Below are 16,004 nucleotides of genomic sequence, written 5' to 3'. Positions count from 1 at the left end.
ATATGACACCAATTGAATATAGAAACATGAAACAAATAGCATGATTTTCTACTTGGTTTGTGTGCTAACAATGGGGTATTTACAAAAGGAATACTTGAATGAAGTGGTCCTTAATTCTTAAAAAAAAATTAAGCATTTAATAAAGCTAATATAAAGTCCCTGTTCTTAAACAGGGACTTTTTTACCATGAGTGATATACAAAAATTTATTTAAATTCCAGTTTTGCTAAAAAAATTATTTTGCTAGGCTTATTCCTTTCAAAGCAAAGCAATATTTTTTTAGATATATATTACTCATAATTTTATAAATCTATCTTCTAAAATTATAATGTCTACACGAAATAAGATAAACAAATTCAGCTAATCACAAAAATGGTTATATAAACCAATATGACTAAACATACGAAATTTTTTCCCTATAGAGACTTGGATATAAATTTTATTACTGTGCCTATTTTAATATTTTGAATTGCAAATAAAATGTTATGTAGTAGGAATAAGTTAAAGCATATTAACTGGTATATGGAAAAAAATGAAATAAAATTTAGATAAAAGAAATATAGCTACTTTTGATGTGCTAACTAAAGCTTATTGATAATAGTAGGAATAAAAATGTTAAAATAAATAATTCTTATTGCCGAAAAGCAATATCTGAATCACTTGAACCAGTTTAAAATAAAAGTTAGGGCAATTCTAAAAGTGCAAAAGATAATTATTTAAATAAAAGAATTATGTACATAAATTGGTAGTTAGAAAGAAATAGTTGAAATAGTAAATAAATATACATAAATTTATGAATATTCAGGCATGGTGGAACTGAAAATGATATTCTAAATGGATATTACTGATAGGATAATAAAATGTTACAAACTGAATTGATTATTGAATTTATAATATGCGGACCAGATTTTAATCCAGATAGTGTAACCAAATTACTTGAAATTTCGCCGACAAAATATACTATCAGGGGAAGTATGAAAAATTCAAATATAACCCGGCTATAGAAACCTATAGATTTTGTATTCACAATTTATGGTCATGTATATAAGAATGAACAGCGATCAGATATATATTTGAAAAAAAATACGTTAGATTTCATAGCTGATTTAGGTAGTAAATTAACGATGGATATCGAATTTTGGTAAATAGATATACCAATATATATAAATTATTTAGTAAGCAAGATTTAATGAATTATATTGCAGATATAATTGCAAAATTAGATAGAATTAATTCCGCTTTTATTAGATCATTTTTTTCTATTCTGTTAGATAGTGACGATAAAGAAGTTATTCAGTATATTTCGTCGATTATCAATAGTAATAAGTTAGTAAATAAATTATCTGATAAGGAGTTAACTCTATTGAAAAGACAAATTTTGTAAACTCTTTATTTTTAATAAAGTATGTTTTTTGTATAATAAAGTATAATACAATGTTGATTACACAAAAAAGTAATTGTTAATTTATGAGGAGTAATAAAGTAATGAGTGCCTTTGATGAAGAGATTGAAATTGAAATTGATGAGATAATCAAAAAAAGTAATAATTTTGGATATGAATTAAAACAATATTTAGATAATCTTCCAGAAAAACAATTAAGAAGAGCTATATATATTTTATCAAGACACTATTATCATATGGATGTTTCATCAGAAGAAATCTTTAAATTTATAGTTTATATGTTTTCTGATGATAAAATAATATCCCAAGTTACTTTTGATAATTTTGCTTATTATTTTGTATCGATGAGAGATTTTAATAGTGCTCAAAAATATAAATTGAAAAATATAGTAATGGAAAAAATGGAGATTCTATGCAGAAATTCCGTTGACCCCTTTAATATGAACACTTTATTAAATCATTTATTTAGTAAGCAAGATTTGATGGATTATATTGCAGATCTAATTGAAAAATTAAATAGAATTAATTCTGATTTTATTACATCATTTTTCTCGATCTTATTTTATAATGACTATAAAGAAGTTATTCAGTATATTTCGTCGATTATCAATAGTAATAAGTTAGTAAATAAACTATCTGATGAGGAGTTAACTCTATTGAAAAGACAAATTTTGTAAATTCTTCGTTTTTAATAAAATATTGTTTTTAAATATTTATAATTTATTTGCTCATTCATATGGTTGTAAATATTGTTTTGGTACGGTTTGAACCAGCCATACTCCATTTTCCGCCAGATAGAATTGATATCCTGCCTGATACATTATTAAGGCGTGTATTTGCAGCACAATAGGGCTGCCATGACGTGTGCCGACTTTTATCGCAGTATTCACATCTGCTGACAGATGTACATAATGGCGGCTCCCTGCGATTAATCCTTGCTGTTTGATTGAATCCATAAATCTTGTGGCTGTACCATGATATAAAAACTCTGGCGGTTTTTGCGCATTATGACTGATATGAACCTGATCAGTTGAATGTCCTTGTGCTGCACGAATTTTTAAGCCATCTTCAGATATGGTAAATCGTTTTTTATCACTTGTTTTAACAACCACTTCGATAATATTTCTGGTGAGTTGTTCTCCATGCAGGTTTGCCTGTTTGATTAAGTATTCTATATTTACCCATCCCTGCTGATCTAAGGTGATATCTATTGTTTCCGGCTTATGTCTTAGAATATAACTTAGGAATTTACTGGTTTTGATAATTTTCTCTGACATTAATTTTGTATTCATATGTTCTATATTGTATTAATTTGAAACCATAGTTTATTAAGTTAAGTATTAGTTCATTGGTGTTGTGTTGGCTGATTTTAATATAGTGAATGTATATTAAAAACGAGAAATAGTATATGTTAAAAACATAAGATTGGTTGAAGAATAGTTAGTTATACCGGAAAATTTTTGAAAATTCAGAGGATTAATTTTTTTACTAGGAGGATAACTAAAAGTATTGATGGTAGTGATGCAGTAAAAAATATATGAAGTCAGTAAAATTGTTAATGAGAATGAGTTATTGCGAAACAAATTTTATTTTTAAGCTTGGTCTGCGTTGATACAACAGCCACCGGATGGTTTTTTATTGATGATAGTAATTAATTGTTTATCGCTCCAGAGCACGTGGATTTTATAGAATCAGGCTGTGGTTATACATATTGCTCAGCCTGATTCTATTAGGAAAGATTAAGGTATCAGTACTGCACGGCCATTAATCTGCCCTTTAATCAGTTTATCGTATACTTCCAGAGCCTGTGAAAGGGGGTAGGTGGTGTATTCGATATTTATAATACCTTTTCTTTTCATGTCCAGCACTTCCATCAGTTCAACCCGTGAACCCCAATAGGGTGTACAAAGCGATGCTCCCCATGGCTGATTCATGCAGTGCCAGTCGAGTTTGCCGCCACCCAGACCAACTACTGTCCAGTCGCCGTTTAATCCGACTGTTTGTGCGCCCAAAGTCAGAGTTGGCTTATTACCAACAAAATCAAGTACGACGGCACATTTCTTCACACCGGTAATACGGGTAATTTCTTCGACAATGCTATCGGTATCGCGGTCGGTACGTATTACATAATCCGCACCATATTTTTTGGCCAGTTCCAGTTTTTCATCATTGATATCACCGGCAATAATAGTGGCTGAATATAGCTGTTTCAGGATTTGTACAGCCATATGTCCTAAACCACCTATGCCGATTACGAGAACAAAAGCAGACGGTGTTATTTTGCCGGCAGAACGTTTAATTGCATGATAGGGGGTTAAGGCTGCATCGGAAAGAGGGGCTACTTCTTCCGGGTGCAGGTCATGCAAAGGTACGAGTAAACGGCTGGAAGGAACAATCATGTATTCAGCCATGCCGCCATTGGTACCCAGTCCACCGCCGAGGATCGGAGATTCCGACTGATGCTCACAGTAGTTTTCCATAGATTGCTGACAAGGCTGGCAATGTCCGCAACCCCATGGTCCGTATACCATGACTGCATCGCCTACTTTAAAATCGGTTACTCCTTCGCCCAGTTCTTCAACCCATCCGGCATTTTCATGTCCCAGGGTAAATGCAGGAGCACCTGCAGGGATACCACTTTCGATCAGGTGTATATCTGAGTGGCAAACGCCGGCTGCACCGATTTTAATCAGTATTTCACCGGCTTTGGGTTTTGGTTTTTCGATTTCATCTATGCGGATATCGTGTTGTGCATGTAATCTGACAGCTTTCATGTTTTTCTCTTTTTCTGTTGATAAGATAAATATATAAGTTAATAGTTAATCAATTTGTTTAATTTGTGTCAAGTTATTATTTTTCATTATAAATTTTGTTTGTTTTAATGGTTTTGTTTTTTTATATTATTTTTAAATTAAATTTATATTTTTCTGCTGATTTATCTGATTTTTTTATTCCGGCTTTTGTTTAAATCTATAGTACGGATTTCTAAAATGTAAATAAAGCTGTATGAATTAGGATATTTTTGATATCTGTCTCTTGATGAGTTTCATATTAAAATTAATCGATAACTGACTGGTGTTATTTATGATGCTTAATATTTGATAGTAGGTTCAGAAAGATATTTTTCAGCATTGGCTTTGCAATTTTAAATAGCTGGTCTGCAATAATATTGATTGGGCCGGAAAACCATATGGTGATAAATGTAACTGATTTGACTCTAGTATCAGTAAGGCTATAAACCGGCTTGTACATTGGTGTTATGAGGTTGAATTTTGCTATTTTATAAAATGAAACAGGACGGCTGATTTTTAGCCGTCCTGTTCTCATGTTATTGATATTTGTCTAAACTCAGTGCTGATAACCTTTATTGTATTTTTTCTCCAGCCATGAGAAGAACCAGCTTAAGGCGATGGTCATTATCAGATAAATTATGGCAATCGTGTATAGCGGTGTCTCGTAATTGAGATAACGTCCGGCTGCTGCGCGGGCAGCAAAAGCCAGTTCGACTACGGCAATGGCGGATAAAAGTGAGCTGTCTTTAAGTAAGGTAATAAATTCGTTGCCAATCGGCGGCAGCATACGGCGGATAGCCTGTGGCAGAATGACATAGCGCATGGCCTGTGTATAACTCAGACCAAGAGAGCGGGAGGCCTCGAATTGTCCGCGGTCTATTGACTGGATGCCTGCACGGAAAATCTCGGTAATGTAAGCTCCTGAATTAACTGAAAGTGCGAGTACGCCGGCAATCAGTGCACCGTAGCTGCGGCGCAGTTCGACAGCCAGATCGCCGCTGATAATCAGACCGTCAGCAGGGTTGATGAGCAGTGGAAACCAGACAAAATACCAGATGAAAATCTGTACAAACAGGGGTGTGCCGCGGAAAATGGTTACATAGAGCAGGGAAATCTGGCGCAATGACCATACGAATGCACGCATGGGCAGCCCGCCTTTTTCAATGCGGATAATGCGTGCAAGGGCAAAAATCAGACCGAGAAGTGTGCCCATAAATGTGGAAATCAGGGTGACGCCGAGTGTTGTAAGCGCACCGTAATAAAACATTTCACGGTATTCGTAGATGATGTCAAAACGAAAGGCCATTGTGTTACCTAATAAATTTTCTGAGGTGTTGCTGGCTATTGATAGCCTTAGCTTCAGGTTGGCGGCTATTTTAGCAAGAAATGGGGGGATAACTGTATTAAAATTTGTTTGTTCTTGAGAATAAAGTGGATTTGATGGTTGAAACGGCTGGAAAATCCTGAGCAATTGAGCTGGCTAAGGCTGGCTGAAATGTTTACAATGATACGTTTTATTATTTGATTTATTCAAGAATTGTATGCGAGTTTGGTTGGGGAGCGGGCAGCAGCCGGATTGGCCGGATGGTACTGCGGTGACTATCGGTAATTTTGACGGGGTTCATTGCGGGCACCGGCATATTTTGATGCGTTTGCGTCAGGAAGCCGGACAGCGCGGGCTTAGTTCGGTGGTGATGATGTTCGAGCCGCAACCACAGGAATTTTTTGCGCAGCAGGCAGGGAAAACTTTGCCGTTTCGTCTGACTCCGCTGCGCGATAAGCTGGATCTGCTTGCTGCAAGCGGCTGTGTTGATGCGGTTTATGTTGTGCGGTTTAATCAGCAGTTTGCAGCTATGCAACCGATGGATTTTATCAGTCAGATGCTGGTTAAGCATTTGCACACGCGCTATTTGCTGGTAGGTGATGATTTCCGCTTCGGTACACGGCGCAGCGGTGATTTTACTTTATTGCAGGCGCAGAATGAGTTTGTTACTGAGCACACGCCTTCAATTGTGGTTGAAGATGTGCGCGCATCCAGTACTGCGGTGCGGATGGCACTGGCTTCGGGTAATCTGGCTTATGCACAGTTGTTGCTGGGGCACAAGTATACGCTGAGTGGTCGTGTGAAGCATGGGGCCAAACTGGGGCGTGAACTGGGTTGTCCTACTGCTAATGTGCATTTACCGGCTTTGCACTATGCTCTGAACGGGGTATTTGTGGTCGATGTGTCCGGAGCTTTCGGGCGTAAGCGCGGGGTAGCCAGTTTTGGTAAAAACCCGACTGTGTCTTCGGGCAGTTTACAAAAGCTTGAAGTGCATATTTTTGATTGTGAAGATGATTTATACGGGCAGCGTTTACAGGTGCATTTTTTGCATAAGCTGCGCGATGAGCTGAAGTTTGAGTCGCTGGCTGCGTTACAGACGCAGATTTTTGCTGATATGGAAGCCGCCCGAATATGGCAGGCTGCCTGAATAGCAGGATTATGTTCGGGTGGCCGTAAAATTTATTGAACTGAATTTATTCTGAATATTAAAAGTTAAATATATTTTAAAGAGAAAGTCATGACTGACTATAGTAAAACAGTAAATTTATTGGATACGCCGTTTCCGATGCGCGGTAATCTGGCCAAGCGTGAAGGCGGCTGGCTGAAATCTTGGTATGAACAGAAGCGTTATCAGAAATTGCGTAAATTGGCAGCGGGAAGACCTAAGTTCATTCTGCATGATGGTCCTCCATATGCAAATGGTGATATTCATATCGGCCATGCTGTAAATAAGGTATTGAAGGATATTATTATCCGGAGTAAGACGCTGGCTGGTTTTGATGCACCCTATGTTCCGGGCTGGGATTGTCACGGTTTGCCGATTGAGCTGATGGTGGAGAAAAAGCACGGCAAGAATATTCCGGCTGCAAAATTCCGCGAGTTATGCCGGGAATATGCACGGGAACAGATTGACCGGCAGAAAAAAGATTTTATGCGTCTGGGTGTACTGGGTGACTGGGAACATCCATATCTGACTATGGACTATCAAACCGAGGCAGATATTGTACGTACGCTGGGGCGAATTCAGCAGGGCGGTTATTTGTATCGTGGTGAGAAGCCGGTACAGTTCTGTCTGGATTGCGGCTCTTCGCTGGCAGAAGCAGAGGTAGAGTATAAGGATAAGGTTTCTTATGCGATTGATGTGGCTTATCAGTTTAAAGATAATGCTGCAGTGGCGAAAGCTTTCGGATTGAATGAGCTGCCGGGTGAGGTATATGGTGTTATCTGGACAACAACTCCGTGGACTTTGCCGGCCAGTCAGGCAATTTGTGTCGGACCTGAAGTGGTTTATCAGTTGATTGATACGCCTAAAGGTAAGCTGGTGCTGGCTAAAGAGCTGGCTGAGGCGGCTTTAGCCCGGTTTGGTTTTGGTGCGGATGATACGGCGGTACTGGCTGAAACAGCTGGCCGGCAACTGGAAAATCTGCATTTAAATCATCCGTTTCTGGATAGAGATATTCTGGTATTACTGGGTGACCATGTTACTACCGAAGCTGGTACTGGTATGGTACATACTGCTCCGGCACATGGTCTGGATGATTATTTTGCCTGTCTGCGCTATGGGATTAAGTTGTATAACCCGGTAAATGCTGAAGGGCGCTATATCAGTGATGTGCCACGGTTAGCCGGTATGACAGTCTGGGAAGGTAACCCGGTGGTAATCGACTGGGTTGCGGAAGAAGGTAAGTTACTCTCTAATGGCAAAATTACCCATAGTTATGCACATTGCTGGCGCCATAAAACACCATTGATTTACCGGGCAACCGGTCAGTGGTTTATCGGTATGGATAAGGAGGGTACCGATGGTAAAACATTGCGCAATAAGGCTATGAATGCTGTTGATGTTACTGAATTTTTCCCTGCATGGGGACGTGCGCGTCTGGAGGCAATGATTGAAGGGCGTCCGGACTGGGTGGTTTCCCGCCAGCGTTACTGGGGTACTCCGATGGCGTTTTTTGCGCATAAGGAAACCGGTCAGTTGCATCCGCGTTCGGCTGAGTTACTGGAAGAGGTAGCTAAGCGGATTGAGCAGCACGGAATTGAAGCCTGGTTTGCATTGGATAAGCATGAGCTGTTAGGGGCTGATGCAGATGAATATGAAAAGCTGCCGGATACGCTGGATGTCTGGTTTGATTCGGGCAGTACGCATTATGCAGTATTGCGTCAGCGCCCTGAACTGGCATGGCCGGCTGATTTGTATCTGGAAGGTTCGGATCAGCATCGCGGCTGGTTTCAGTCTTCATTGCTGACAGCTTGTGCAACGGTTGGCAGTGCTCCTTATAAACAGTTGCTGACGCATGGTTTTGTGGTGGACGGTAATGGACAGAAGATGTCCAAATCTGTTGGGAATGTGGTTGCACCACAAAAGGTCAATGACAGTCTGGGTGCTGATATTCTGCGCCTGTGGGTGGCTTCTACAGATTACTCCGGTGAACTGGCCATTTCTGATGAAATTCTGAAACGGGTTTCTGAAAGTTATCGTCGTTTGCGCAATACGCTGCGCTTTTTGCTGGCCAATCTGAGTGATTTTAATCCGGAAACGGATGCAGTAGCGATTTCAGATATGCTTGAGCTGGACCGCTATGCTCTGGTATTGGCTCAGCAGTTGCAGGAGCGCGTAGCCAATGATCACTTTACCCGTTATGCATTCCATTTTGCGGTACAGGATATTGTGCATTTCTGTTCGGAAGATATGGGTGCTTTCTATCTGGATATTCTGAAAGACCGTCTGTATACAATGCAGGCAGGCAGCCATGGCCGTCGGAGTGCACAGACTGCGCTTTATCATATTACGCGTAATCTGGTGTTGCTGCTGAGTCCGATTCTGTGCTTTACGGCTGAAGAAGCCTGGGCTGTTTTAACAGGTAATGATGAGGATAGTGTGCTGTATCATACTGCACATATGTTCCCGTCTATGGCTGAGGCGGAATTAGCCGGTCTGGCACAGAAATGGCAGGCAATCCGTGCAGTAAGAGATACTGTTAATGCGGCGATTGAGCCTTTGCGTGCTGATAAGAATGTTGGTTCGTCATTACAGGCCGATGTGGCTATTCGAGTACCGGCGGATATTCTGCCTTTTGTTACAGCAATTGGTGATGAGTTACGCTTCGTGCTGATGGTTGCCAAGGTTACTGTTGAGCAGGGTGATGAGCTGTCGGCTACGGTCACTGTTGATCAGGGTACTAAGTGTGAACGTTGCTGGCATTATACAAATGATGTGGGTTCTGACCCGAAACACCCGACAATCTGCGGTCGTTGTGCACTCAATATTGATGGTGCCGGTGAACAGCGGTTATATGCTTGATGCGGGTTAATGATTTTAATATTGCCGGTTATTTTGGCATGATTTGAATGATTCAGGCGTAATTGGTTTGGCCGGTTACGCCTGTTTGGTTTTTAGGGAAGGTTATGCTGAGTAAAAAATTGTTTTTATATGGTGCAATTATTATTGCGGGGCTGATAGCTGATCAGTTAACGAAATATCTGGTTTTATGCCATATTCAATATCTGGAAAGAATTACGGTAATACCGGGTTTTTTTGATCTCACACTGACATATAACCCCGGCGCGGCGTTTAGTTTTCTTGCAGATGCCGGAGGCTGGCAAAAATTCTTTTTTATGGGACTGGCGCTGGTGATTTGTGTTTATCTGTTACGTGCAATTATCCGTGATGAATTCGCAAAGCTGGGTAAAGTTGCTGCAGCCATGATTATAGGAGGGGCCGCAGGTAATGTAACAGACCGGCTGGTGCACGGGCATGTGGTTGATTTTCTATTGTTCTACTACCATAATTGGTTTTATCCGGCATTTAATGTTGCTGATAGCCTGATTTGTGTCGGTGCGGTGTTGCTGGTGCTGGAAAGTATTTTCCATCAGAAGAAAAAGGCGGTCTGATTGATTCGTCTGTGATGAATTCAGCCAGGTAACGGGATGTTTAATGAGTGACAAAAAGATTTTACTGGCCAATCCGCGTGGATTCTGTGCCGGTGTAGACCGTGCTATCAGTATTGTAGAACGGGCACTGGAAGAGTATGGTGCTCCGATTTATGTACGGCATGAAGTAGTACACAATAAGTTTGTGGTTGATAATCTGCGCAATAAGGGTGCGGTATTTATCGAAAATCTGGATGATGTGCCTCCTGATGCGACGCTGATTTATTCTGCTCATGGTGTATCTCAGGCTGTACAGCAGGAAGCAGTTGCACGCGGCTTTCGTATTTTTGATGCTACGTGTCCTCTGGTAACTAAGGTTCACCGACAGGTATCTCGGCTGGATGAACAGGGTTATCAGATTATTATGATTGGTCATAAAGGCCATCCGGAAGTTGAAGGAACGATGGGGCAATTGCCGCCGGGTGTGATGTTGCTGGTGGAAACAGTTGCTGATGTGGCAAGTTTACAGGTCCGCAATGAAGAAAAGCTGGCACATGTGAGCCAGACAACGCTTTCGGTTGATGAAACCAGCGGTATTATTGCCGCTTTAAAACAGCGTTTTCCTCACATTAAAAGTCCGCATAAAGAGGATATTTGTTATGCAACCACCAATCGTCAGGATGCAGTGAAAAAACTGGCTGCTACCTGTGATGTGGTAATTGTGGTGGGATCTCCTAATAGTTCGAACAGTAATCGTTTGCGTGAAGTGGCAGCATTATTGGGTGTTGATGCCTATATGGTCGACAATGCCGGCTGTCTGCAAACACAGTGGTTCAGTGGTAAGCATCAGGTTGGTATTACAGCCGGTGCTTCAGCACCTGAGGTACTGGTGAATGATGTTGTACAAACTATTGTTTCCTGGGGATACCCGACAGTTACCGAAGGTGCTGGTGTGGAGGAAAATATTATGTTTGTTCTACCGAAAGAACTGCGTGGCTCATCATGAATACGCCGATTTTATCCGGTGAGGGTGTGTGTCAGCGTGCCCATGATGATGGCAGGATGTTATTACAGGATATCGATTTTCAGCTCTGGGCTGGAGCACGTGTGGCAATCAGCGGTGCATCTGGGGCAGGAAAATCGGTTTTTTTACGTACGATTTCTCTGCTGGATTTACCAGCTTCGGGCACGCTGTATTGTCATAATCAGCCGGTTCGTCTGAATGCACATTGTATTGCACAGCATCGCAGCCAGATCGCTTATGTACGGCAGCAGGCGGTGCTGATTCCGGGTACGGTGCGTGATAATCTGTTTTTACCTTTTACTTTGCATCATTATCAGCATAAAAAATTTCAGCCAGATAATGTACAGCGGGTGTTAGAGAGTCTGGGTAAAGATGGTAATTTTCTGGAACGGGATGCAACGGATTTATCCGGAGGAGAGGCACAGCTGGTGTGTCTGTTGCGTATATTGCAATTAAATCCGCCGGTTTTGCTGCTGGATGAGCCAACGGCTTCTCTGGATGAAGATTCGGCACAGGCCGTACAAAAGCTGGTCGGTCAATGGCAGGAAGATAATCCTCAGGCTGCCTATATTTGGATTTCACATAGTGAGCAGCAGATTAATCAGGTAGGTGATGAAATCTGGTATCTGGATGCCGGACGGATTACTCACACCAGAAAATCACCACTGGCGGGAGGCAATAATGCAGGGAACTAATTATATTAGTGTTGCAGAACTGGCTCTGGCTTCATTGCTGATTCTGGTGAGTGCCGGTGTTTCATTATGGCTGAAGCTTGGATTGACAAAACGTATTCTGATTTCAGCAGTTCGGGCTATTGTACAGCTGTCCGTTGTAGGTTTGTTATTAAAATGGATATTTGCCTCTAATCAATGGTACTGGGTACTGCTGATTATTGTTGTTATGACTGTAATTGCCGGTTTTTCTGCGCGTTCGCGGGGCAGTTATGTATATCGTGGTCTGACCCGTGATGCTTTATCATCTGTATGGCTGGCTTCGTGGTTAAGTGCTGCTGTGGGATTATATGCAGTACTGCATATCCGCCCATGGTATTCACCGCAGTATGTGATTCCCCTTCTGGGGATGGTATTGGGTAATTGTCTGACAGCTGTAGCATTGTGTCTGGACCGTTTAACACAGGATTTACGTCAGCAGCAGGCTCGTGTAGAAGTGATGCTGTCTATGGGCGCTACAGGCTGGGAGGCTTATCGGGATACTGCGCGTGCAGCGGTAGTAGCAGGGATGTTGCCAACAATTAATCAGCTGAGTGTAGTGGGATTGGTAAGCTTGCCGGGTATGATTACCGGGCAGATTCTGGCTGGTGCCTCTCCTGATCAGGCAATCAGGTTTCAGCTATTCACTATGTTTCTGATTTGTGCCGGTTCTGCCGGTGGTTGCTTATTATGTGCGGTTTTTGTTTACCGGCATGTATTTAATCGTTGCTGGCAATTTTGCAGTTGGCGCTTGCGACGCAGAAAAACTGATAAGATTTAGTGATTTAATTTATATATTAAACAAACCGGTTGCCTATAGAAGTTGGCAACCGGTTTGTTTCAGTTATAAGCCGGACATCATCTGTAACATCATTATTTGTACGGATATTCTGATAAGTTTAGATGACTAAATTCAGGCAATTTCATCAATCCATGCCTGCTGAACCGCTTCGAGTATGCGCTCGCCGCAGTGCTCAGGGTTGTCATCAAATTCTGGTAAAGCCAGTATCAGATCACGCAGCTGGGTAAAGCGGATGTTAGTAGGGTTGATGTCTTCGTAGCGGTCGGCCAGTTCTTCGGCGATTCGGTGTATATCAGTCCATTTCATGGTTTAAGCCTGCACTTAATTAGATAATTAAAAAATATTATTAAATCAATCGGTTTAGAGAGTATTCTTAACAAGTAAGGTTAATGCTCTTCACGTGCATGATTGATGGTATATTTTGGAATTTCGATGGTAACATCACTATCAGCCAGACGCGCCTGACAGCTCAGGCGTGAATCGGCTTCCAGCCCCCATGCCTGATCAAGTAAATCTTCTTCCTGTTCAGTCGGTTCAGGCAGGCTATCATATCCTTTGCGGATAAGAACGTGACAGGTTGTGCAGGCGCAGGATTTTTCGCAGGCGTGTTCAATTTCAATATCATGCTCAAGTAATGCATCACAAATACTGGTTCCTGTGGGAATGTCACTTAAAACTTTACCTTCAGGACAGAGTTGAGGATGGGGCAGTACAGTAATTTTGGGCATGGTAATTCCGTGTTTCTAAATAAAGCAGGCGTGTCCGGTTTTAAAATAAAACCATTCACGCCGAATATGTTATTAAATTATACCTTGTACTTTCAGTACGGTGGATACACCGGTATCAGCACTTACGCGCTGATAGAATTTACTCAGATTATGATATGCGCTCAGATCAATGTTACATCTTTTTGTCCAATGTGCTTCTATAAAAATGTAAACATCTGCAATAGTGATATTATCGCCAGTCAGGTAATCCTGCTGAGCAAGAATATTATCAACAAAGGAAAATAAATTTTTCAGAGCAGAACTAGCATAGGCCTTCAGATTCTCCTGTGCTTTTTCATCATCTACCATGCGAGCTGCATAGAAATAAGGTTTAAAGCTCATGTGTAAATCAGAATTGGCAAAGGCCAGCCATTGGCGGGCCAGGGCTCGTGCTTTGGGATCATGTTGTGCTGTAACGCCATAGATACCTTTATCCGGTGCAAGATCATTGATGTAATCAATGATTGCCACATTCTGACGCAGTGCCCAGTTGCCGTCAGTCAGTAATGGTACTTGCCCCTGAGGGTTCAGTGCCAGATATTTCGGCGATTTGATTGTGTCGCGGCCTACCTCTTCAGCGGTATATTCAAGTCCGCTCCATTCTAGTGCCACATGCGGTATAAATGCACAGGTGTTTGGTATGTAATATAGCTTTAACATGATGTTATCTCCATCGTATCGGCAGACAGTTCAATTTGTCTGCATTTGAAATATCAGATTTCTCTGACGTTTTTACCTTGTAAAGCACGTTGGATATTGCGGTTCATGCGTTTGGCAGCAAATTCATCAGTTGCGTGATTCAATGCATGAATAGCATCACGAATATCCTGAGCATCTCCTTGCCGGATTTGTTGTCGGGTGTGTTCCAGTGCAGTTTGAATAGTCTGTTGTTCATCATTGCTAAGTAAGTCAGCATCCATAGATAGGGCATTGGTGACCGCCGCAATAATGCTTTCTGCTTCTACTGTGGCTTCTGTACGGGCACGTTGTCTGGCATCGGTTTGTGCATGAGTAAAACTGTCTTTCAGCATTTGGGTAATAACGCTATCGTCAAGTCCGTACGAAGGTTTTACTTCAATATGAGCCTGTACCCCTGTAGTTTGTTCGCGGGCAGAAACAGAAAGCAGACCATCGGCATCAACCTGAAATGTCACCCGTATGCGTGCTGCTCCGGCAGCCATCGGCGGGATGCCGCGGAGTGTGAATTGTGCCAGACTGCGGCAGTCTGCGACTAATTCACGCTCACCCTGTACAACATGAATCATCATGGCTGTTTGCCCGTCTTTAAAGGTTGTAAAATCCTGAGCGCGTGCTGTAGGTAAGGTACTGTTGCGCGGGATAACCTTTTCAACCAGTCCGCCATAAGTTTCCAAACCGAGTGATAACGGAGTTACATCCAGTAACAACCATTCATCATCATTTTTATTGCCTGCCAGTACATTGGCCTGCATCGCAGCTCCCAATGCTACAACCTCATCCGGATTAAGGTTATTCAGCGGAGTCTGACCAAAGAAAGTGGCTACAGCCTGCTGTACATGCAGCATGCGCGTAGCTCCGCCTACCATAATTACCCCTTTTATCTCACTTTTGCTGATGTCGGCATCGCGCATTGCCTGTTTAACCGGCTCCAGTGTTTTGGCTACCAGAGGCTGAGTTAGCTGATGAAAGGTGTCACGGCTGATATCAGTGAGGATTTTTTGTCCGTTAGAAAGAGTGGCGGCAATGGTGGTTGAAGTTTCACTTGTCAGAGCTTCTTTGGCTGCACGTGAAAGTGATTGTAATAATGCGCTATCCTGTGCATTTAACTGTGATAATTTATTCTGTTCCAGCAACCAGCAAAACAAACGCTGGTCGAAATCGTCACCACCCAGAGCACTGTTACCGTTTGTTGCTTTTACTTCAAACAGACCACGGCTTAAGGTTAAAACTGAAACATCAAATGTTCCACCGCCAAGATCATAAACGATAAATGTTCCTTCAGCGGCATTGTCCAGACCATAAGCAATTGCTGCCGCGGTGGGTTCATTCAGTAAGCGTAAAACATGCAGACCGGCCAGACGGGCGGCATCTTTGGTTGCCTGGCGCTGTGCATCGTCAAAATAGGCCGGTACGGTAATCACTGCGCCGGCAAGTTCACCACCGAGTGTGTTTTCTGCACGGGTTTTCAAAACACGGAGAATATCTGCAGAGACATCTATCGGGGTTTTATTTCCTGCACGAGTGTGAATGCTGATAATGCGTTCATCATTAGTAAAATGATAGGGCAGATAACGGGTTTCAGACTGATTATTGATATCTTCAAGAGTACGACCAATCAGACGTTTAGCTGAACTGATGGTGTTGGCCGGATCGATACGCTGTGCTTTTAATGCATCTGTGCCTACTTCCGGTACGCTATCCTGCTGGTAGCGGACAACAGAGGGCAGGGTAATCCTTCCCTGTTCGTCTGCGAGACATTCGGCATAACCACTGCGTACGGTTGCAACTAAGCTATTAGTTGTGCCTAAATCAATGCCTACAGCACGACGATGTTCATGCGGTACAGCGGAAAGGCCGGGTTCGGCAATTTGCAATAAAGCCATAATCTGAAT

At 42.0% G+C, this 16,004-nt stretch carries 14 protein-coding genes; 7 read left to right on the top strand and 7 right to left on the bottom strand.

The features are described from left to right. Positions 1-1,484 precede the first annotated feature (1,484 nt). Positions 1,485-2,078, top strand: a complete 594-nt coding sequence (locus H3U73_RS10410) for a hypothetical protein (RefSeq protein ID WP_084549963.1) — start codon at positions 1,485-1,487, stop codon at positions 2,076-2,078. Positions 2,079-2,129: 51 nt separating this feature from the next. On the opposite strand, the gene H3U73_RS10405 is transcribed toward H3U73_RS10410, so the two are convergent. The 3 genes from H3U73_RS10405 to H3U73_RS10395 all read right to left on the bottom strand — a co-directional run bounded on the left by H3U73_RS10405 (position 2,130) and on the right by H3U73_RS10395 (position 5,499). After that, the gene (locus tag H3U73_RS10405) at positions 2,130-2,678 is read right to left on the bottom strand and encodes an RNA 2'-phosphotransferase (RefSeq protein ID WP_084549969.1); all 549 of its coding nucleotides are present in this window, start codon (positions 2,676-2,678) and stop codon (positions 2,130-2,132) included. A gap of 462 nt (positions 2,679-3,140) precedes the next feature. Continuing rightward, the gene (locus H3U73_RS10400) at positions 3,141-4,175 is read right to left on the bottom strand and encodes an NAD(P)-dependent alcohol dehydrogenase (protein ID WP_084549961.1); all 1,035 of its coding nucleotides are present in this window, start codon (positions 4,173-4,175) and stop codon (positions 3,141-3,143) included. A 574-nt stretch (positions 4,176-4,749) separates the two neighbouring features. Next, positions 4,750-5,499, bottom strand: coding sequence for an amino acid ABC transporter permease (locus H3U73_RS10395; protein ID WP_025330161.1), 750 nt, complete (start codon positions 5,497-5,499; stop codon positions 4,750-4,752). Between the two features lie 235 nt (positions 5,500-5,734). Between H3U73_RS10395 and ribF the strand changes: the two genes are divergently transcribed. From ribF to fetB, 6 genes are all read left to right on the top strand, one after another. Continuing rightward, positions 5,735-6,664 (top strand): bifunctional riboflavin kinase/FAD synthetase, encoded by a 930-nt coding sequence (ribF, locus tag H3U73_RS10390; protein WP_198190508.1) that lies wholly within the window; start codon positions 5,735-5,737, stop codon positions 6,662-6,664. A 90-nt stretch (positions 6,665-6,754) separates the two neighbouring features. Further along, positions 6,755-9,541, top strand: coding sequence for an isoleucine--tRNA ligase (gene ileS, locus H3U73_RS10385; RefSeq protein ID WP_037475653.1), 2,787 nt, complete (start codon positions 6,755-6,757; stop codon positions 9,539-9,541). A gap of 104 nt (positions 9,542-9,645) precedes the next feature. After that, complete coding sequence (gene lspA, locus H3U73_RS10380; RefSeq protein ID WP_037475735.1) at positions 9,646-10,131, top strand: signal peptidase II; 486 nt, start codon at positions 9,646-9,648, stop codon at positions 10,129-10,131. Between the two features lie 43 nt (positions 10,132-10,174). Further along, positions 10,175-11,116 (top strand): 4-hydroxy-3-methylbut-2-enyl diphosphate reductase, encoded by a 942-nt coding sequence (ispH, locus tag H3U73_RS10375; protein WP_037475651.1) that lies wholly within the window; start codon positions 10,175-10,177, stop codon positions 11,114-11,116. Beyond that, positions 11,113-11,829: an ATP-binding cassette domain-containing protein gene (locus H3U73_RS10370; protein WP_084553189.1), complete on the top strand. Its 717-nt coding sequence runs from the start codon at positions 11,113-11,115 to the stop codon at positions 11,827-11,829. The genes ispH and H3U73_RS10370 overlap by 4 nt, the downstream gene beginning before the upstream one ends. After that, positions 11,747-12,625 (top strand): iron export ABC transporter permease subunit FetB, encoded by an 879-nt coding sequence (gene fetB / locus H3U73_RS10365; RefSeq protein WP_198190507.1) that lies wholly within the window; start codon positions 11,747-11,749, stop codon positions 12,623-12,625. Before H3U73_RS10370 ends, fetB begins: the two co-directional genes overlap by 83 nt. A 132-nt stretch (positions 12,626-12,757) precedes the next feature. Here the strand turns inward: fetB and iscX are convergent, their stop codons facing one another. The 4 genes from iscX to hscA form a co-directional block, all read right to left on the bottom strand. Next, positions 12,758-12,952 carry a Fe-S cluster assembly protein IscX gene (gene iscX / locus H3U73_RS10360; RefSeq protein ID WP_025330168.1) on the bottom strand — a complete coding sequence of 65 codons (195 nt, stop codon included), beginning with the start codon at positions 12,950-12,952 and terminating at the stop codon, positions 12,758-12,760. Between the two features lie 80 nt (positions 12,953-13,032). Beyond that, positions 13,033-13,374, bottom strand: a complete 342-nt coding sequence (fdx, locus tag H3U73_RS10355; RefSeq protein WP_025330169.1) for an ISC system 2Fe-2S type ferredoxin — start codon at positions 13,372-13,374, stop codon at positions 13,033-13,035. 72 nt (positions 13,375-13,446) lie between these two features. Further along, positions 13,447-14,073: a glutathione S-transferase family protein gene (locus H3U73_RS10350; RefSeq protein ID WP_198190506.1), complete on the bottom strand. Its 627-nt coding sequence runs from the start codon at positions 14,071-14,073 to the stop codon at positions 13,447-13,449. A gap of 53 nt (positions 14,074-14,126) precedes the next feature. Then, on the bottom strand, positions 14,127-15,995 hold the full coding sequence (gene hscA, locus H3U73_RS10345; protein WP_198190505.1) for a Fe-S protein assembly chaperone HscA: 1,869 nt from the start codon (positions 15,993-15,995) through the stop codon (positions 14,127-14,129). Positions 15,996-16,004: the final 9 nt, after the last annotated feature.

The sequence above is a fragment of the Snodgrassella sp. W8124 genome, from assembly GCF_016100875.1.
Classification (GTDB): domain Bacteria; phylum Pseudomonadota; class Gammaproteobacteria; order Burkholderiales; family Neisseriaceae; genus Snodgrassella; species Snodgrassella alvi.
The sequence above is the reverse complement of the archived record's forward strand: the minus strand, read 5'-3'. Positions and strand labels throughout refer to the sequence as shown.